Origin of the sequence: Aeromicrobium sp. UBA7512, assembly GCF_002476985.1 — a bacterium.
In the GTDB taxonomy this organism is placed as follows: domain Bacteria; phylum Actinomycetota; class Actinomycetes; order Propionibacteriales; family Nocardioidaceae; genus Aeromicrobium; species Aeromicrobium phoceense.
Genome location: NZ_DLNK01000006.1, coordinates 1 through 16997, shown reverse-complemented (window position 1 = coordinate 16997; position 16997 = coordinate 1). Strand labels below are relative to the sequence as shown.

The 16997-nt window shown below is 72.6% G+C and carries 20 protein-coding genes and 1 pseudogene; all 21 read right to left on the bottom strand.

The window, feature by feature from the left end:
- Positions 1–68: 68 nt before the first annotated feature.
- Positions 69–320 carry an RNA-binding protein gene (locus tag B2363_RS09500; protein ID WP_181756318.1) on the bottom strand — a complete coding sequence of 84 codons (252 nt, stop codon included), beginning with the start codon at positions 318–320 and terminating at the stop codon, positions 69–71.
- A gap of 2 nt (positions 321–322) precedes the next feature.
- A complete protein-coding gene (gene rpsP / locus B2363_RS09495) occupies positions 323–802 on the bottom strand; it encodes a 30S ribosomal protein S16 (protein ID WP_286929793.1) in 480 nt (159 codons plus the stop codon).
- Between the two features lie 184 nt (positions 803–986).
- Complete coding sequence (gene cmk, locus B2363_RS09490; RefSeq protein WP_286929792.1) at positions 987–1640, bottom strand: (d)CMP kinase; 654 nt, start codon at positions 1638–1640, stop codon at positions 987–989.
- Positions 1641–1648: 8 nt separating this feature from the next.
- Entirely contained in the window at positions 1649–2713 is a 1065-nt protein-coding gene (locus B2363_RS09485; RefSeq protein WP_286929791.1) for a prephenate dehydrogenase, read from the bottom strand.
- On the bottom strand, positions 2710–3438 hold the full coding sequence (locus B2363_RS09480) for a pseudouridine synthase (protein ID WP_181756314.1): 729 nt from the start codon (positions 3436–3438) through the stop codon (positions 2710–2712). Before B2363_RS09480 ends, B2363_RS09485 begins: the two co-directional genes overlap by 4 nt.
- Entirely contained in the window at positions 3431–4132 is a 702-nt protein-coding gene (gene scpB, locus B2363_RS09475; RefSeq protein WP_286929790.1) for an SMC-Scp complex subunit ScpB, read from the bottom strand. Before scpB ends, B2363_RS09480 begins: the two co-directional genes overlap by 8 nt.
- Positions 4119–5003 (bottom strand): segregation and condensation protein A, encoded by an 885-nt coding sequence (locus tag B2363_RS09470; protein WP_414632742.1) that lies wholly within the window; start codon positions 5001–5003, stop codon positions 4119–4121. The genes scpB and B2363_RS09470 overlap by 14 nt, the downstream gene beginning before the upstream one ends.
- Positions 5004–5011: 8 nt before the next feature.
- Complete coding sequence (locus B2363_RS09465) at positions 5012–5326, bottom strand: hypothetical protein (RefSeq protein ID WP_181756311.1); 315 nt, start codon at positions 5324–5326, stop codon at positions 5012–5014.
- Positions 5311–6162 (bottom strand): ParA family protein, encoded by an 852-nt coding sequence (locus B2363_RS09460; protein WP_181756310.1) that lies wholly within the window; start codon positions 6160–6162, stop codon positions 5311–5313. The genes B2363_RS09465 and B2363_RS09460 overlap by 16 nt, the downstream gene beginning before the upstream one ends.
- 17 nt (positions 6163–6179) lie before the next feature.
- The gene (gene xerD / locus B2363_RS09455) at positions 6180–7112 is read right to left on the bottom strand and encodes a site-specific tyrosine recombinase XerD (protein WP_286929789.1); all 933 of its coding nucleotides are present in this window, start codon (positions 7110–7112) and stop codon (positions 6180–6182) included.
- Positions 7109–7705, bottom strand: a complete 597-nt coding sequence (locus B2363_RS09450) for an NUDIX domain-containing protein (protein WP_286929788.1) — start codon at positions 7703–7705, stop codon at positions 7109–7111. Before B2363_RS09450 ends, xerD begins: the two co-directional genes overlap by 4 nt.
- Positions 7702–9366 (bottom strand): CTP synthase, encoded by a 1665-nt coding sequence (locus B2363_RS09445; RefSeq protein ID WP_286929787.1) that lies wholly within the window; start codon positions 9364–9366, stop codon positions 7702–7704. The genes B2363_RS09450 and B2363_RS09445 overlap by 4 nt, the downstream gene beginning before the upstream one ends.
- Positions 9367–9543: 177 nt before the next feature.
- Entirely contained in the window at positions 9544–10410 is an 867-nt protein-coding gene (locus tag B2363_RS09440; RefSeq protein ID WP_286929786.1) for a copper transporter, read from the bottom strand.
- A complete protein-coding gene (gene steA, locus B2363_RS09435) occupies positions 10407–11573 on the bottom strand; it encodes a putative cytokinetic ring protein SteA (RefSeq protein ID WP_286929785.1) in 1167 nt (388 codons plus the stop codon). The genes B2363_RS09440 and steA overlap by 4 nt, the downstream gene beginning before the upstream one ends.
- Positions 11574–11647: 74 nt before the next feature.
- Complete coding sequence (gene recN, locus B2363_RS09430) at positions 11648–13312, bottom strand: DNA repair protein RecN (RefSeq protein ID WP_286929784.1); 1665 nt, start codon at positions 13310–13312, stop codon at positions 11648–11650.
- Entirely contained in the window at positions 13312–14235 is a 924-nt protein-coding gene (locus B2363_RS09425) for an NAD kinase (RefSeq protein WP_286929783.1), read from the bottom strand. Before B2363_RS09425 ends, recN begins: the two co-directional genes overlap by 1 nt.
- On the bottom strand, positions 14232–15068 hold the full coding sequence (locus B2363_RS09420; RefSeq protein WP_286929782.1) for a TlyA family RNA methyltransferase: 837 nt from the start codon (positions 15066–15068) through the stop codon (positions 14232–14234). The genes B2363_RS09425 and B2363_RS09420 overlap by 4 nt, the downstream gene beginning before the upstream one ends.
- Positions 15069–15072: 4 nt before the next feature.
- Positions 15073–15252, bottom strand: a complete 180-nt coding sequence (locus tag B2363_RS09415) for a hypothetical protein (RefSeq protein ID WP_286929781.1) — start codon at positions 15250–15252, stop codon at positions 15073–15075.
- Entirely contained in the window at positions 15249–16244 is a 996-nt protein-coding gene (locus tag B2363_RS09410) for an HAD-IIA family hydrolase (RefSeq protein ID WP_286929780.1), read from the bottom strand. The genes B2363_RS09415 and B2363_RS09410 overlap by 4 nt, the downstream gene beginning before the upstream one ends.
- Positions 16241–16588, bottom strand: a complete 348-nt coding sequence (locus B2363_RS09405) for a single-stranded DNA-binding protein (RefSeq protein ID WP_286929779.1) — start codon at positions 16586–16588, stop codon at positions 16241–16243. Before B2363_RS09405 ends, B2363_RS09410 begins: the two co-directional genes overlap by 4 nt.
- A gap of 92 nt (positions 16589–16680) precedes the next feature.
- A pseudogene (locus tag B2363_RS09400) lies at positions 16681–16997 on the bottom strand (hypothetical protein); the annotation flags it as partial.

Below are 16997 nucleotides of genomic sequence, written 5' to 3'. Positions count from 1 at the left end.
CGACGGAGAGGTCGCCGCGGATGCCGTGGGCACGGCCGATCCGGCCGACGACGACGCGCATGGTCGGCTCAGCGACGCCGGTCGACGTCCACGAAGTCGATCCGCGCGCCGTCGGCACCGGCGATGGCCGATGCGACGGTGCGGATCGCCGTGGCCGTGCGGCCCTGGCGACCGATGACCTTGCCGAGGTCGGTCGGGTTGACCCGAACCTCGAACAGCTCGCCGCGCCGGGTCTGCTTGGCGCGGACCGATACCTCGTCGGGGTTGTCGACGATGCCGGCGACGAGGTGCTCGACGACCTCCTGCATGGGAGCGGCCATGATCAGGCCTCGTCGGCCTTCGTGTCCTCGGCCGGGGTCTCCTCGGCCTTGGGCTCCTCAGCCTTGGGCTCCTCAGCCTTGGGCTCCTCGGCCGGGGTCTCCTCGGCCTTGGGCTCCTCGGACTTCTTGGCCTTGGTGGTGGCCGACTTCTTGGGCTCGGCGTGCAGGTCCTTCAGCGCGGCGTTGAAGAGCTCGGCCTTGTCGGCCTTGGGCTCGGGCTGCTTGAGGGTCGACTCGCCACCGATGTCACCGGTGAGCTTGAGGATCGCCGCGACGGCCTCGGTCGGCTGCGCGCCGACGCCGAGCCAGTACTGGGCGCGATCGGAGTCGACGTTGATGGTCGACGGATCGGTCTTGGGGTTGTACGTGCCGATCTCCTCGATGACGCGGCCGTCACGCTTGGTGCGGCTGTCGGCAACGACGATGCGGTAGAACGGCGTGCGGATCTTGCCCATCCGCTTGAGGCGAATCTTGACTGCCACGAGTGTGGTGTCTCCTTGAGGTGTCGAACTGTGGTGACGCGGACCCGGCGTGTGGGGCATGCCCGGTCTTGGTCGAGGGGCCGGGCTCGGCGGGAGAGAGGGCCGCACCGATTCCGGACGCAAGCGCCCATTCTGCCAGAACCGGCAGCCGCGTTCCAATCCGCCTCGCGTCCCGGGACGAACCTCAGGGGCGGGCGAGCGCGACGATGCGCTCGATGACCTCGTCGAGGCTCAGGTCGGTGCCGTCGACGACCACCGCGTCGTCGGCCTGGGCCAGCGGCGAGGCGGCGCGGTTGGAGTCGATCGCGTCGCGCCGGGCGAGGGCCTCGCGCATCGCCTCGGCGTCCTCCACGCCCAGTTCCAGGGCGCGGCGGCGGGCGCGCGCCACGGGGTCGGCGACGAGGTAGATCTTCAGCGAGGCGTCGGGCGCGACGACCGTGCCGATGTCGCGGCCCTCGACCACGATGCCGCCCGTGGACTGCGCGATGGCGGCGCGCTGCAGCGCCACGAGCTGGCTCCGCACCTCCGGGACGGTGGCGACCGGGCTGACGGCGGCGGTGACGGCGTCACCGCGGATCGGCTCGGAGACGTCGACGCCGTCGGCGGCGATCGTGGGCTTCTCGGGATCGGTGCCGGAGGTCAGGACGACCTCGCTCGCCGCGGCCGCCACCGCCGCGGAATCGTGCACGTCGACGCCCCGCTGGAGCAGCGCCCACGTCATCGCGCGGTACATCGCACCCGTGTCCAGGTAGGCGTAGCCCAGCCGCGAGGCCACTCCCCGCGAGGTGCTGGACTTGCCCGAGCCCGAGGGCCCGTCGATGGCGATGACGTCGGTCATGGATCTCCTCAGCGGAAGGCGGCCCAGCCGCGTTCGGTCAGGGCGGTGTGCAGGTGCTCGGCGACGCCGGCCTGCACCACGACCTCGACGACGCCGACGAGGCGTCCGAGCTCGTGGTCGATGCGCATGTCCTCGATGTTGACCCCCGCGTCGCCGATCGCGGCGAAGAGCCGCGACAGCTCGCCCGGGGTGTCGTCGATGGAGACGAAGACGCTGGCGAGCGCGGCCGGCTGCTCGCCGTGCTTGCCGGGAACCCGGGCGACGCCGGCCCGGCCGCGATCGAGGTGCTCGGCCACGGAGCCGTCGGCGCTGTGCACCGCGGACCGCAGGTCGTCGAGCCGGACCGCGAGGTCGTCGAGGATGGCCCCGACCTGGCCCGCGTTGCTGCCGATGATGTCGACCCACAGGCCCCGGTCGCTGCCGGCGATCCGGATGACGTCGCGCAGGCCCTGTCCGGCCAGCGCCAGGTCGTCGCCGTCCGCCTGCGTGAGCAGCCCGGCGGTCAGGGCCGAGACCAGGTGGGGCACGTGCGAGACGAGCGCGACGGCCCGGTCGTGGGACGCGGCGTCCATGCGGCGGACGACCGAGCCGAGGGCCGTGGCCACCTGCTCGACCAGGGCGATCGCGCCGAGGTCGGTGCCGTCGGTGGGCACGACGGCCCAGGCCCGGCCCTCGAACAGCAGCGCCGAGGCGGCCATCGGGCCGGAGCGCTCCTTGCCGGCCATCGGGTGACCGCCGACGAAACGCGGGTCGGTGAGCGCCTCGCACACGGATCCCTTGACGCTGGCCACGTCGGTGACCACGGCGGAGGGGAACTCGGCGAGCGCGGCCCGGGCAGTCTCGACGACCGCGGCGGGCGGCACGGCGACGACGACCAGCGCCGGCGCCTCGACCGGATCGGCCGTCCCGGCGCCCAGGGAGGCGGCGAGCTCGACGTTCGACGGACGGGCGTCCCGCAGGTGCACCTGCACGCCCAGATCGCGCAGGCCGAGCGCCACCGAGGTGCCGATGAGGCCGCAGCCGACGACCAGGACCGGCCCGGGCACGACAGCATCGGGCAGGGCGGCGGTCATGCCCCCACGCTATCGAAGAGCGCTCCGAGCTCCTCGCGCGACAGGTCCCGCATCGCCCCGGAGCGCAGGTCGCCCAGCCGCAGCGGCCCGAACGCGGTCCGGGTCAGCTCGATCACGGGGTGACCGACGGCGTCCAGGAGACGACGCACGATGCGGTTCTTGCCGCTGTGCAGGTCCAGCTCGACGAGGCTGCGGCCGCGGCTGCGGTCGCGCACGACGAAGCGGTCGACCGCGGTGACGCCGTCGTCGAGCTCCACCCCCGCGAGCAGCTGGCGGCCGATCGCCGCGGCGACCGTGCCCTCCACGAGCGCGACGTAGGTCTTGGTGACCTCGAACGAGGGGTGCGCCAGCTGGTGCGCGAGGTCGCCGTCGTTCGTGAGGATGAGCAGGCCCGAGGTGTCGGTGTCGAGCCGGCCCACGTGGAAGAGCCGGTCCTCACGATCGGCGAGCAGCCCCGAGAGGTCGGGCCGGCCCTGCTCGTCGGCCATCGAGCTCACGACGCCGCGCGGCTTGTTGAGCAGGACGTACGCGTGGTCGGACGGCGGCGGGATGCGCGCGCCGTCGACGCGGATGACGTCGTTCGCGGGGTCGACGCGGGCACCCATCTGGGTGACGATCTCGCCGTTCACCTCGACGCGGCCGGTGGCCATCAGCTCCTCGCAGCGACGCCGGCTGGCCACGCCTGCCGAGGCCAGCACCTTCTGCAGGCGGATCCCCTCAGACATCGGCGCCCCCGGTCGGCTGCGTGTCGTCGCCGGTGGGCTGCGCCTCGTCCGCGGGTGCCTCACGATCGGCGGTCTGCTGCGCGACGCGCTCGAGCTCGCTGTCGAGGTCCTCCAGGTCGGGCAGCATCGGCGCCAGCTCCGGCAGCTCGTCGAGCCCGCTCAGCCCCATGCGCTCGAGGAAGTAGTTGGTCGTCCCGTAGAGGATCGCGCCCGACTCGGCGTCGTTGCCGAGCTCGACGATCAGCCCGCGGGTGACGAGCGTGCGGACCACGCCGTCCACGTTGACGCCGCGGATGGCCGAGATGCGCGAGCGGCTGACCGGCTGGCGGTACGCCACCACGGCGAGCGTCTCCAGCGCCGCCTGGCTGAGCTTGGCCTGCTGGCCCTCCAGCACGAAGGCGGACACGACGTCGGCGTACTCCTCGCGGCTGTAGAGGCGCCAGCCACCGGCGAGCTCGCGCAGCTCGAAGCCGCGACCCTGCTCGGTGTACTCGTCAGCGAGTTCGCGCAGCGCCTGCTCGACCTCGGCCGGCGGGTGCCCCACGGCCTGGGCCAGCACGAGGTGGTCCAGCGGCTCGTCGGCGATCATCAGCACCGCCTCGAGGGCGGGACGCAGGTCGACCGGAGGCCGCTCGTCGGCTGCGGACTCCTCCGCGTCAGGCTCGGCGGGCAGCTGGTCGTCAGTCTCGGTCATCGTCACTTCCGGTGGGTTCGGCCGTCGGGGCGTCCTGCGCCGCATCGAGGCCCTCGTCGGTCAGGGTCGGCTCGTCGAACTCGTCGCCCACGTCGATGTCGCCGTCGTCGGTGCCGGTCCAGCGCACCGTCAGCTCACCCAGGGGCACGGCCTGCTCGAACGACAGCATGCCCTCGCGGAACAGCTCCAGCAGCGACAGGAACCGCGCCACCTTCGTCTGCCCGTCGGGCGCGTCGGCGACGATCGCTCGGAAGGTCAGGCTGCCCTCGCGGCGGAGCCGGTCGACCACGAGGTGGGCCTGCTCGCGCACGCTCACGGCGGGTGCGTGCAGGTGGGTCAGCGAGACCAGCGGCGGGAGCTTCGGCGCGAGCGCGCCGGCGGCGAGCTCGGCCAGGTCCTGCGCGGTCGCGCGGATCTCCACCTCGGGCAGCAGCGTCGCGAAGCGCGGCTCGAGCGTCGCGGCACGGGGGTGGCGCAGCTGCGAGTTCTCGAAGCGCTCGGCCAGGATCGCCGCGACCGTCTTGAAGGCGCGGTACTGCATGAGCCGCGCGAAGAGCAGGTCGCGCGCCTCGAGCAGTGCCAGGTCCTCCTCGTCCTCGACCTCGGCCTGCGGCAGCAGCCGGGCGGTCTTGAGGTCGAGCAGCGTGGCCGCGATCAGCAGGAAGTGCGTCGTCTGCTCGAGGTCGTCCTCGAGCTCGCGGGTGTAGGCGATGAAGTCCGAGGTGACCACCGACAGGGCGACCTCGGTGATGTCGAGCTGGTGCTTGGAGATCAGCTGCAGCAGCAGGTCGAACGGGCCCTCGAAGTTGCCCAGCGAGACGGAGAAGCCGGCGTCGGGCGCCTGCGCGGGTGCCGGTTCGGTCACGGACACCGCGGCGCTCATTCCTCGCCGAGCCGGCGGGCGAGCTCGCTGTCGGCCCCGCGGGTCTCCAGGTCGGCCAGTGCACCGGCGATCGCCGCGCGGACGAGGCGGCCGCGGTCGACCTTGCGACCGAGGACCGATCGCAGCTCGAGGCGTGCCTTCTCGATCGCGAGCAGCTCGTCGCTGGTCAGGTAGACCGTCATCTTCTCGTCGTGCTTGACCCGGCCGCTGCCGGACGCGGGCACGGCGGGGGCGTCGTCGTTTCGGGGGCTGCTGGGGGCGGTCGACCTGAACAGCTCGTCCGCACCCGGCAGGTTCACGCGTCGGGACACCGCTGCAGCACTTCCCTGGCCAGCTGGCGGTAGGCCTCGGCGCCGGGCGACGAGGAGGCGTACTCGGTGATGGGCTCGCCCGCGACGGTGGAGTCGGAGAACTTCACGGTGCGCCGGATGACGGTGTGGAAGACCGAGTCGCCCCAGCCGTCGACGAGCGTCTGCAGCACCTCTCGGCCGTGCAGCGTGCGGCCGTCGAACATCGTGCCGAGCAGACCGATGACGCGCAGGTCGAAGTTCGTGCGGTCGCGGACCTTCTCGATCGTCTCGTTGAGCAGCGCCACGCCACGCAGGGCGAAGTACTCGCACTCGAGCGGGATGATCACGCCGTCGGACGCGGTCAGCGCGTTCACGGTGAGCAGGCCCAGCGAGGGCTGGCAGTCGATGAGGATGACGTCGTAGTCGTGGCGCACGTCGCGCAGCGAGCGGGCCAGGACCTGCTCGCGGCCCACCTCGGTGACGAGACGCATCTCGGCGGCCGAGAGGTCGATGTTCGCCGGGACCAGGTCGAGGTTCTCGACCGAGGTGCCGAGGATGATCTCCTTCATCGAGAGCTCGCGGTCCATCAGCACGTGGTAGATGCTCTGCTCGATCTCGTGGGCGTTGTAGCCCAGTCCGACCGTCATCGAGCCCTGCGGGTCGAAGTCGACGAGCAGGACGCGGCGGCCCAGCTCGGCCAGCGCGGCGCCGAGGTTGATCGTGGTGGTGGTCTTGCCGACGCCGCCCTTCTGGTTGCACATCGACAGGACGACGGCAGGGGCCTGCGTGCTGCGGGGTCCGGGTTCGGGAAGGTCGGGGAGGGGGCGACCGGTGGGTCCGAGTTCCGAACTGGGCATGTCGGCCACTGTACCGCTCACTTCAGCGCCCGGGGATGGGACGCCGCGTAGGTCTCGCGCAACTTGTCGATCGTCACGAGGGTGTAGATCTGGGTGGTCGTCACGGAGGCGTGACCGAGCAGTTCCTGCACCACGCGCACGTCGGCGCCGCCGTCGAGCAGGTGGGTGGCGAAGGAGTGACGCAGGGTGTGTGGCGAGACGTCGACCGTGAGTCCGGCGCGTCGGGCGGCCTTGGTCAGCACGGTCCACGCGCTCTGGCGCGACAGTCGGCCGCCGCGCGCGTTGAGGAACACCGCGGGGCCGCTGCCGGCGGCCGACGTCAGGTGGGGCCGGGCCTTCGTGAGGTACGCCTCGATCGCGTCGCGGGCGAACGAGCCGAGCGGCACGATGCGCTGCTTCGAGCCCTTGCCGGTGAGCAGGACGGAGGACTGCTCGAGGTCGATGTCGTCCACGTCGAGGCCCACCGCCTCGGAGATGCGGGCGCCGGTGCCGTAGAGGATCTCGAGCAGGGCCCGGTCGCGCAGGGCCAGGGCCGTGCCCGGCTCCCCCGCCGCCGTCAGCAGCGCCTCGACGTCCTCCAGCGGGAGCGCCTTGGGCAGCCGCGACGCCGGCCGCGGCGGCCGTACGGCCGCCGTGACATCGTTGGTGACGAGCTGCTCGCGCAGGCAGAACTTGTGGAAGCCGCGGACCGCCACGACGGTGCGCGCCACGCTCGACGTGCCGAGGCCCTGGTGGTCCTCGTCACCGGCGCGCAGGGCGGCCGCGAAGGCCGTGACGTGGTCCTCGGTGATCGAGGCGGGATCGGGGACGCCCGCGCCCTGCAGGAACTCGGTGTAGCGACGCAGGTCGCGGCGGTACGACGCGAGCGTGTTCTCGGCGAGACCGCGTTCCACCGCGAGGTGGGACAGGTACTCGGCCACGACCCGCTCGACCGCACCGCCGTCGGTCACGTCCGGGCCACCGCGAGGATCGCCACGACGGTCTTGGCGTCGGTGATCCTGCCGTCCAGGCAGGCCGCCACCGCGTCGTCCGGACTTGCCCACCAGTGCGCCATGTCGGCCTCCTCGGCCTCGCGCTCGGTGCGATCGGCGTCGGCGACCGGCTCCAGCCCGGAGGCGTGGAAGATCGTGATCGTCTCGGTGGAGTACCCGACCGTGGGCGCGATCTGCACCAGCTCGCGCCAGTCGCGGGCGACGAGGTCGGTCTCCTCCGCGAGCTCGCGCGCGGCCGTCTGCTGCGGCTCCTCGCCCTCGATGTCCATCAGCCCGGCCGGGATCTCGAGCATCCGGCGGCCCATGGGGTGGCGGTACTGCTCGACGAGCAGGATCCGGCCCTCCTCGTCGACCGCGGCCACGCCCACGGCGCGGCGGGGCCGCACGACGACCCGCGGGTGCGTGTCGCCGTCCGGCGCCTCGATCGTGTCGACCGTGAGCGTCAGGTAGCCGTTCTGGAACCCGACCTCGGAGCCGACCTGCGGCCAGCTGCCGGGGCCTGCCTCGACGCGCTCCGCGAGCCGGCCCGGCAGCCGCGGATGGGCGGTCACGCGCCCTCGACCGGCAGCCGCATCTCGAGCTTGCGCTTGAGTGAGGCCCCGATCAGGCCGGAGAACAGCGGGTGCGAGCGCGTCGGACGCGACCGCAGCTCCGGGTGCGCCTGCGTGGCCACGTAGAACGGGTGCACCTCGCGCGGCAGCTCGACGAACTCGACCAGGGTCGAGTCGGGCGACGTCCCGGAGAAGACCAGGCCCGCCTCCTCCAGCTGCTCGCGGTAGGCGTTGTTGACCTCGTACCGGTGGCGGTGACGCTCCTCGACCTTGTCGCTGCCGTAGAGCTCGTTGACGATGCTGCCGGGCTTGAGGCTGGCCGGGTACAGGCCCAGGCGCATGGTGCCGCCCAGGTCGCCCGCGCCCTCGACGAACTCCTGCTGCTCGGCCATCGTGGCGATGACCGGGTGCTTGGTGGAGGGGTCGAACTCCGAGGAGCTCGCGTCCTCGATGCCCAGCTCGGTGCGCGCGTACTCGATGACCATGCACTGCAGGCCCAGGCACAGCCCGAGCACTGGGACCTGCTGCTTGCGCGCGTAGGTCAGGGCGCCGAGCTTGCCCTCGATGCCGCGGATGCCGAACCCGCCGGGCACGCAGATGCCGTCGACGTCGCCGAGGTGCTCGGCGGCGCCGGCCTCGGTGGCGCACTCATCGGAGGGAACCCACCGCAGGTGGACCTTCACGTCGTTGGCGAAGCCACCGGCGCGCAGCGCCTCGGCCACCGACAGGTACGCGTCGGGCAGGTCGATGTACTTGCCGACCAGGGCGATCGTGACGTCCTCGGCCGGGTCGTGCACGCGGCGCAGCAGGGCGTCCCACTCGGTCCAGTCGACGTCACGGAACGGCAGGTCGAGGCGGCGGACGACGTACGCGTCCAGGCCCTCGGAGTGCAGCACCTTGGGGATGTCGTAGATCGAGGGGGCGTCGATGGCCGTGACGACCGCGTCCTCGTCGACGTCGCACATGAGCGAGATCTTGCGCTTCACACCAGCGGGGACGGGGCGGTCGGAACGGCACACGATCGCGTCGGGCTGGATGCCGATCGAGCGCAGCGCCGCGACCGAGTGCTGCGTGGGCTTCGTCTTGAGCTCACCGGCGGGACCGATGTACGGGATGAGCGAGACGTGCAGGAAGAAGACGTTGCCGCGTCCCACCTCCTGACGGACCTGGCGGGCCGACTCCAGGAACGGCTGGCTCTCGATGTCGCCCACCGTGCCGCCGATCTCGTGGATCACCACGTCGACGCCGGGGCCGCCCATCGACAGCATCCGGTCCTTGATCTCGTTGGTGATGTGCGGGATGACCTGCACCGTGTCGCCGAGGTAGTCGCCGCGGCGCTCGCGGGCGATCACGTCGGAGTAGACCTGGCCGGTCGTGACGTTGGCGCGTCCCACGAGGTCCTCGTCGAGGAAGCGCTCGTAGTGGCCGATGTCGAGGTCGGTCTCGGCGCCGTCGTCGGTGACGAAGACCTCACCGTGCTGGAACGGGTTCATCGTGCCCGGGTCCACGTTGAGGTACGGATCGAGCTTCTGCATCGTGACCCGCAGGCCACGCGACTTGAGCAGCCGGCCCAGGCTGGAGGCGGTCAGGCCCTTGCCGAGGGAGGACACGACTCCACCGGTGACGAAAACGTGCTTGGTGACGGCGTTAGTTGCCAACATGACTCCCGTGGGTCCGGATCGGATGCGGAACCGGGAGGTGCCTGCGGCAGCGTCCGGGGGTCGAGGAACCGTCGCGCGCGATCGGTTCTACTCGGGGCTCCACGGAACTCCAGCCTACCATCGCGACACAGCGACCGAGACCATCCGGGCGCATCCACCCCGGCGGCGTGGCCCGACTCAGTTCGGGACCGGGCCGTCGGCGGCACGCGAGGTGCCCCAGGCGCCCGACTGGCCCGCGGCCTCGCGGACCAGGCCGAGCACGGCGTTGACGCGGCCGGTCCCGGTGTCGGTGACGTCGATCGTCGAGACGTTCGCCGCGGCGTCGCTGCCGCGGACGGCGTTGACCACGCCGTTCTCCCCGGAGGAGACGGGGCCGACGACGGCCACGCCCTGGCTGCCGGCGTCGAGACCGGCGACCATGCTGGACACGACCGTGCCCTCACCGCCCGCCGCCGCGCCCGCCGGGCCGGAGACGACCAGGACGAGCTGCGCCGAGACCTCGGGATCCTGCTCGGCCTCGAGCAGGCCACCCTCGGTGAAGGCCGAGCGGATCGTGCGGGCCGTCTCGTCGAGCGAGCCGTCGCCCTGCGTCAGGTAGCCGCGAGCCAGGGCGGCGCCGACCTTGCCGTAGTCGCTCTCGGCGGCGGCCGCGTCGGGATCGGACTGGGCGGCCACGCCCTCGGCGAACTGGCGGTTCGACGGCGAGAGCAGCTTGCCCGTGAGCTCCACCTGGCCGGTCACGCGCGCGCCGGCGGTGGTCAGGTTCTCGATCAGCGAGTCGACCTCGTTGTCTCGGGCCCCCGGCGTGGTGAGCAGCAGGACGGTGCGGTTCTCGAGCTTGTCGCGGAGCAGGCCCGGCGCGGTCATGGACGCGTAGCCGGCGTCGAAGCCGGCGAGCGCGGGGCTGATCTCGGCGGTGTCGGAGGAGTCCGAGGCCGTGGCGGCGTCGCTCTCGTCGAGCAGACCGGCGCCCACGGCGATGCCGGCGGCGAGCGCCAGCAGCACGGCCGCGAGGGAGATGACGTGGTAGCGCAGGTTGATCACGGGAGAAGTCCTTCGGTCCAGGAGGTGACACGGTCGGCCACGGGCGCGAGCCACTCATGACCGAGAGGGGTGGTGGCCACCGCCGCCACGACGGCGACGATGCCGGCGACGAGCAGCAGCAGGGGCGTGAACCAGCTGAGGCGCTGACGGGCGAACCAGCGCACGGCCTGGGCGTCGACGACGCGCGAGCCGGCGCGCAGCCGGGCGATGAAGGTGCCGGCGGCGTCCGCGGCGTCCCCGTCGACGAGGTCCACGAGGCGCGTCGGTCCGCCCACGAGCACGATGACGGCGGCCTCGTTCTGGTCGGCCAGGAGCACCGCGAGGTTGTCCGGCGTGCCGGTGGCGGTGAAGATCACGGGCTGGCGGCCGTGGGCCTCGAACTGCTCCGGGCGGTCGAGCCGGCCCGAGGGCGAGACGATGACGACCTCTCCGGAGCGCTCGATCATGCGTCCGGAGAAGTCGTCGCCACGGCCGACGAGCAGGTGGGGGCGCAGGCCCGCGGAGATCAGCAGCTCGGCGCCACCGGCCACGCCGATGAGCACGGGGTCGTGGTCGCGCACGAACGAGCGGATCGACTTGAGGTCGCCCGCGGCGTCGGGACCGTCGGTCACGACCACGACGGGACGGCCCTTGATGTCGGTCGAGACGGCCGGGATCCCGGCGCCCTCGAGCAGCATGGCCCGGTCGCGACGGAGGGTGTCGGCGGCGTTCGTGACGATCGAGTCGAGCTGGCTCGACAGACCCGAGGAGGCCTCGTCCAGCTGGTCGCGCACGCGCGACTCGGTCATCTCGACGCCGGTGGCCACCGCGGTGTCGCCGAGGTGGACCGCGCCTCCGTCCACGCGCACGACGTCGCCGCTGCGCAGGGTCTGCCACACGGACTCGCCGACCCGGTCGACCAGCGGGATGCCGGCGCTGGCCAGGACCTGCGGCCCGAGGTTGGGGTAGCGCCCCGTGGAGGACGAGGACACGTTCAGGACGGCCGCGACACCCTTCTCCACCAGCGCCTGGGCGGTGTCGGCACCGAGATCGGTGACGTCCACGACGACGACGTCGCCCGAACGCACCGACGACAGGTCGGCACCGTGGCGGCACAACCGTGCCGGGCCGACGACGCCGGGGCCTTCGGGAAGGGCGCGATGCTTGCGCTTCAAGATGGGCATGATGCCTTCCATGCAACCTGCGTTCCATGAGGATTCACCCCCGACACGCCGGTCCGGCCCCGAATGTGACGAACTCAGGGAGTGCTGGCGAGCTCGAGCAGCTCGCGCGCGTGCTCCTGCGCGGCGGACGAGTCGTCCAGTCCGGCCAACATCCGGGCCAGCTCGTCGACCCGCCCCTGGTGCTCGAGGCGCAGCACGCTGCTGCTGGTGACGGTGCCGTCGTCGGACTTGCTGACCACGAAGTGGGCGTCGGCGAACGCGGCCACCTGCGGCAGGTGGGTCACGGCGATCACCTGGGCGTGCTTGGCCAGGCGCGCCAGCCGCCGCCCCACCTCCACGGCCGTACGGCCGCCGATCCCGGCGTCGACCTCGTCGAAGACGAGCGTGGGCACCGGGTCGCGACCGGCCAGCACCACCTCGATGGCGAGCATGAGGCGCGAGAGCTCACCGCCGCTGGCGGCCCTGGCGAGAGGGCGCGGCTCGGCACCGCTGTTGGCGGCGAACCAGATCTCGACGTCGTCCGCTCCGTGGGCACCGGGATCGCCGGGAACCACCCGGATGTCCAGGTGGGCCGACGGCAGGGCCAGGTCGGCCAGCTCGCGCCCGACCTCCTCGGCCAGCTGCTCGGCTGCCTTCGTCCGGGCGGCGGTGAGCCGGCCGGCGAGCGCGACGACGCGAGTGCGCACGGCGTCGGCCTCGGCCTCCAGCCGCTCGATCGCGGTGTCGTCGAGGTCGAGCTCGAGGACCTCCGCGCGGGCGCGGTCGGCCCACGCGATCACCTCGTCGAGCCCGGGACCGTACCTGCGCTGCAGCGCCGTCAACGCCGCGCGACGATCCTGGACGGCGGCCAGACCGGCCGGGTCGAGATCGACGTCGGAGGCGTAGGCCGCGAGCTCGGAGGCGATGTCCGTCAGATCGATCGCCGCCCGCTTGAGCCGGTCGCCCAGCGCCTCGAGGCGGGGGTCGTTCCCCGCCACCGGCTCCACCACGGCCCGGGCCGCGGCGAGGGCGGCCGCCGCGGAGTGCTCGTCCTCCGACAGCGCGACCGACGCACCGGCCGCGGCCGCAGCCAGGGACTCGGCGTGCGCCAGCCGGTTCTCGCGCTGGACGAGCTCCTCGTCCTCGCCGGGCTGCGGGTCGACCGCGTCGATCTCGTCGAGGGCGTGCCGGAGCAGGTCGAGCCGCTGCAGCCGCTCCCCCGCGTGGGTGCGCAGGTCGTGCAGCCGGGTCTTCACGTCGCGCAGGCGCTGGTAGTCGGGCTGGTACTCGGCGAGCAGGTCCGAGACCTCGGCGCCGGCGTAGCGGTCGAGCGCCCCGCGCTGCTCCTGGGGACGGACGAGACGCTGCTGGTCGGACTGGCCGTGGACGGCGACGAGCGAGTCGGCCAGCCGGGACAGCAGGCCGGCCGGCACGGTGGCGCCGCCGGCGAGCGCGCGGCTGCGCCCCTGGCTGGTCAGGATCCGGGCCAGCACGAGGTCGTCGTCGACCTGACCGCCGGCCTCCTCGACGAGCGCCGTGACCTCGGGCGTGGCCACGACCGAAGCCTCGATGCGCGCCCTGTCGGCGCCTCGGCGCACGAGGGCCGAGTCGGCGCGCTCACCGCGCAGGAGTCCCAGAGCCGTGACGACCATGGTCTTGCCGGCACCGGTCTCGCCGGTGATGACGGTGAAGCCGGGGCCCAGGTCGAGCTCGGCCTCCTCGATCACGCCTAGCGAGGCGAGGCGAAGGGAGTGCCACATCAGCGCTCCCCCGCGGCCCGACGGGAGGCTTCGGAGGAGCCGCGCCACCCCGACACGGGCAGCTCGAACTTGCGCACGAGGCGGTCGGCGAAAGAGGCCGGGTGCACCCGCGCGAGCCGCACGGGCTCGACACCACGCCGCACCTCCACGCGAGCGCCGAGGGGCAGGTCGGAGGCCCTCCGGCCGTCGCACCACAGCACACCCGTGGCCGACGCGCCCACCACCTCGACGGCGAGCGTCGACTCGGGCGAGACCACCATGGGACGGGCGAACAGGGCGTGCGCGCTGATCGGCACCATGAGCAGCGCCGAGACCTCGGGCCACACGACGGGACCACCGGCGCTGAAGTTGTAGGCGGTCGAGCCGGTGGGAGTCGCGCACACGACGCCGTCGCAGCCCATCCTCGACACCGGCCGGCCGTCGATCTCCACGACGACCTCGAGCATCCGCTCGCGGGAGGCCTTCTCCACCGACGCCTCGTTCAGCGCCCAGTTCGTGGCGACGACCTCGCCGTCCTGCAGGACCAGCACGTCGACGGTCAGGCGCTCCTCGACCGTGAGGTCGCCGGCGATCACCCGCCGGGCCACCAGGTCGAGGTCCTCCTCGTCGGCCTCGGCGAGGAAGCCGACGTGTCCGAGGTTGACGCCGAGCAGGGGCGTCCCGGTGCCGCGGCACAGTTCGGCCGCGCGCAGGATCGTGCCATCGCCACCGAAGACGACCGTCAGCTCGCAGTCGCGGGCGGCGCCCGGCTCGGCGGGGACGGTCACCAGGTCCAGGGCTCCGGCTCCGGCGAGTGCCTCGGCCTCCTCACCCGCGAGGACGCGGACCTCGATCCCGGCCCCCTGGAGGGACGCGGCGAAGTCGGCGGCGATCCGGGGAGCGCCGTTGCGCAGCGCGTGGACCGCGAGCAGCACACTCCTCATGAGTCGCTTCCTTCCGTCGGGTGTCGCGCGGCGAGGGGTCCGGCCGCGACGACGGCTCGCGCCATCTCCTCGTCCGGAGCCGGCGCGTCGGCCCTCAGCCAACAAAAGTACTCGACATTCCCGGCGGGGCCAGGGAGCGGACTGGGCGCGAGGGCGCGCGTTCCCCAGCCACCGGCCCAGGCCGCGGTGGTGACGCCGTGGACCGCGGCGGCGTGCAGCTCGGGATCACGGACGACGCCGTTCTTGCCGAGGTTCTCGCGCCCCACCTCGAACTGCGGCTTGACCATGAGGACCAGGTCGCCGTCGGGACGGCACACCGACATGAGCGCCGGAAGCACGATCGTCAACGAGATGAACGACAGGTCGGACACGACCAGGTCGACCGGCCCCCCGATGAGCTCGGTGTCGATGGAGCGGACGTTGGTGCGGTCGAAGACGCGGACACGAGGGTCGGACTGCAGCGCCCAGACGAGTTGGCCGTAGCCGACGTCGACGGCGACGACCTCGGCGACCTCGCGGCGCAGCAGGACGTCGGTGAAGCCGCCGGTGGAGGCACCCGCGTCGAGGGCGCGCCGTCCGCGGACGGTGAGCCCCTGCGGCTCGAAGACCTCGAGGGCACCGAGCAGCTTGTGGGCGCCCCGCGACGCCCAGCCGGGGTCGTCGCCCTCGCGGACGACGATGGCCTGGTCGGTCGTGATCTGGGTGGCCGGCTTGGTCGCGGCATTCCCGCCGACCAGCACGCGCCCCTCGCCGATGATCGTCGCGGCGTGGTCCCGCGACCTGGCGAGCCCACGGCGCACGAGCTCGGCGTCGAGCCGCACCCGGCGGCTCACCGACTCACCCGCGGGTCCCGGAGGAGCCGGCCAGCTGGTCGCGCAGCACCCGGTGCACCGCCTCGAACACTCGCGGGTGCTCGGCGACGTCGAGATCGGCGAGCGTGCCGAGCAGCGCCTCGGCCTCCTCGATCGAGGCCGGCTCGGGCTGCACGGTGCCGTCGGCGGTGGGTTCGGCGGTCATGCGTCGATTGTCTCATCGACACTCAGCCGTACGTCCGATTCGGCCCGGCACGCCCAGCCGAGTCCGACGATCGCGCGGAGCGTCTCGGTGGAGGTGCCCTCGGTCACGACGGAGAGGGTCCGGTCGCGCAGCTCCACCCGCGCACCCCCGCACTCGGCCGCCCCGTCGGAGACGACCACGGCGGGGTGGGGGTCGTGCAGAGCGGCCAGATCGGCTCCGACGAAGTCAGGGCGCTCGTCCGCGACGGCATTGACCACATCGCTGAGGGTGTTGACGCCCGTGAGCACGAACAGGGAGGTGACGCCGGCGCGGCGGGCGCCGAGGATGTCGGTGTCGAGCCGGTCCCCCACCATCAGCGGCGAGGCGGGCGCGAGGCGCTCCATCGTCTCCTCGAACAAGGGCGCGTAGGGCTTGCCCGCGACGACGGGCTCCTGCCCGGTGGCCAGGCGGACGGCGTGGACGAGGGCGCCGTTCCCGGGCGCGATCCCCTCGGCGGTCGGGATCGTGAGATCGGTGTTGCTGGCGTACCAAGGCAGACCCGATTGCACCGCGTAGGCGGCCTCGGCGAGGTCCCGCCAGCCCAGGTCCGGCGTGTACCCCTGGACCACGGCGGCGAGCCCGGGCGCGTGCCGGTCGTCGGTGGGCACGAGTCCGCGGGCCCGGAGGGCCTCGCGCAGCCCGTCTCCCCCGACGGCCAGCACGACAGCACCCGGAGCGAGGTCGTGGGACATGACCCCCGCGATCGCCTGCGCGGAGGTGACGATGTCCTCGATCGAGGGTGCGAGCCCGAGCCGGGCCAGATGGTCGGCCACCGCCTCGGGCGGGCGATTCGCGTTGTTCGTGAGGTAGGCCAGACGCGCCGCGCTGACCTCACCGAGCGCCTCGACGGCACCCGGCACCGCTTCACCGCCGCGGTAGACCACGCCGTCGAGGTCGAGCAGCACCGCATCGTGCGACGCGACGAGCGGGGTGTCGGTGGCTGCCAGCGTCATGCGCTCGAGGCTACCGGGCGTTCGGGAAGCCGAGTGAGGGACCCGAGATCGACGTAGACCCGGCTGGACACCCCGCCACCCTTGCTGGAGAAGAGGCGGCGGAGCTCACCGCTGACCTCGACGCGGTCACCCGGATTGAGGCGCAGGGCCTTGCCGCGGAGGCGGGAGGTCCAGGCCGAGCAGTCGAAGGTGTCGACGAGCTGGCGTGACCGGCGCCGCGCGGCGGCGCTGCGCTCGACGATGAGTCGGAAGGAGACGAGCTCGTCCCCGCTGGGCAGGGTCCGGGTCTCGGCGGCATCGGCCACACGCCCGCGGAGCAGGACCTGGTTGTCGGCGTCGTTCATGGCGCCAGCGTCCCGCGTTCGGGAACAACGACGACAGGGCCCACGCGCAGCCTGTGGACGGCGCGCATGGACCCTGGACCTTCTGTGGATGGTCAGCCTTCGAGAGCGGTGAGTCGTTCTTCGACGTCGGTGAGGTTGTTGGCGTCGGTGCCGGCGACGCGGTGGAACCAGGTGATGGCTTCGTCTTTGCGGCCGGCGGCGAGGAGGGTGTCGGCGTAGGCGTATCGGAGTCGGGTGACCCAGTCGGCGCGGCCTTTGGTGGTGAGGGGTTCGGATTCGAGGATTTGGAGGGCGGCGTCGAGGTGTCCGAGGTCGCGGCGGGCGCCGGCGATGACGATGGACAGTTCGGTGTTGCCGGCTTCGTCGAGGTGGGCGCGGATGTCGGGTCGGTCGTATTCGAGGGCTTTTT

What these genes read in the sequence shown, in the direction of transcription:
- B2363_RS09500 (WP_181756318.1), bottom strand. Translation starts at nt 320, where the DNA reads ATGGCCGCTCCCATGCAGGAGGTCGTCGAGCACCTCGTCGCCGGCATC.
- cmk (WP_286929792.1), bottom strand. Translation starts at nt 1,640, where the DNA reads ATGACCGACGTCATCGCCATCGACGGGCCCTCGGGCTCGGGCAAGTCC.
- B2363_RS09485 (WP_286929791.1), bottom strand. Translation starts at nt 2,713, where the DNA reads ATGACCGCCGCCCTGCCCGATGCTGTCGTGCCCGGGCCGGTCCTGGTC.
- B2363_RS09480 (WP_181756314.1), bottom strand. Translation starts at nt 3,438, where the DNA reads ATGTCTGAGGGGATCCGCCTGCAGAAGGTGCTGGCCTCGGCAGGCGTG.
- scpB (WP_286929790.1), bottom strand. Translation starts at nt 4,132, where the DNA reads ATGACCGAGACTGACGACCAGCTGCCCGCCGAGCCTGACGCGGAGGAG.
- B2363_RS09460 (WP_181756310.1), bottom strand. Translation starts at nt 6,162, where the DNA reads ATGCCCAGTTCGGAACTCGGACCCACCGGTCGCCCCCTCCCCGACCTT.
- B2363_RS09445 (WP_286929787.1), bottom strand. Translation starts at nt 9,366, where the DNA reads ATGTTGGCAACTAACGCCGTCACCAAGCACGTTTTCGTCACCGGTGGA.
- steA (WP_286929785.1), bottom strand. Translation starts at nt 11,573, where the DNA reads ATGCCCATCTTGAAGCGCAAGCATCGCGCCCTTCCCGAAGGCCCCGGC.
- recN (WP_286929784.1), bottom strand. Translation starts at nt 13,312, where the DNA reads ATGTGGCACTCCCTTCGCCTCGCCTCGCTAGGCGTGATCGAGGAGGCC.
- B2363_RS09425 (WP_286929783.1), bottom strand. Translation starts at nt 14,235, where the DNA reads ATGAGGAGTGTGCTGCTCGCGGTCCACGCGCTGCGCAACGGCGCTCCC.
- B2363_RS09415 (WP_286929781.1), bottom strand. Translation starts at nt 15,252, where the DNA reads ATGACCGCCGAACCCACCGCCGACGGCACCGTGCAGCCCGAGCCGGCC.
- B2363_RS09410 (WP_286929780.1), bottom strand. Translation starts at nt 16,244, where the DNA reads ATGACGCTGGCAGCCACCGACACCCCGCTCGTCGCGTCGCACGATGCG.
- B2363_RS09405 (WP_286929779.1), bottom strand. Translation starts at nt 16,588, where the DNA reads ATGAACGACGCCGACAACCAGGTCCTGCTCCGCGGGCGTGTGGCCGAT.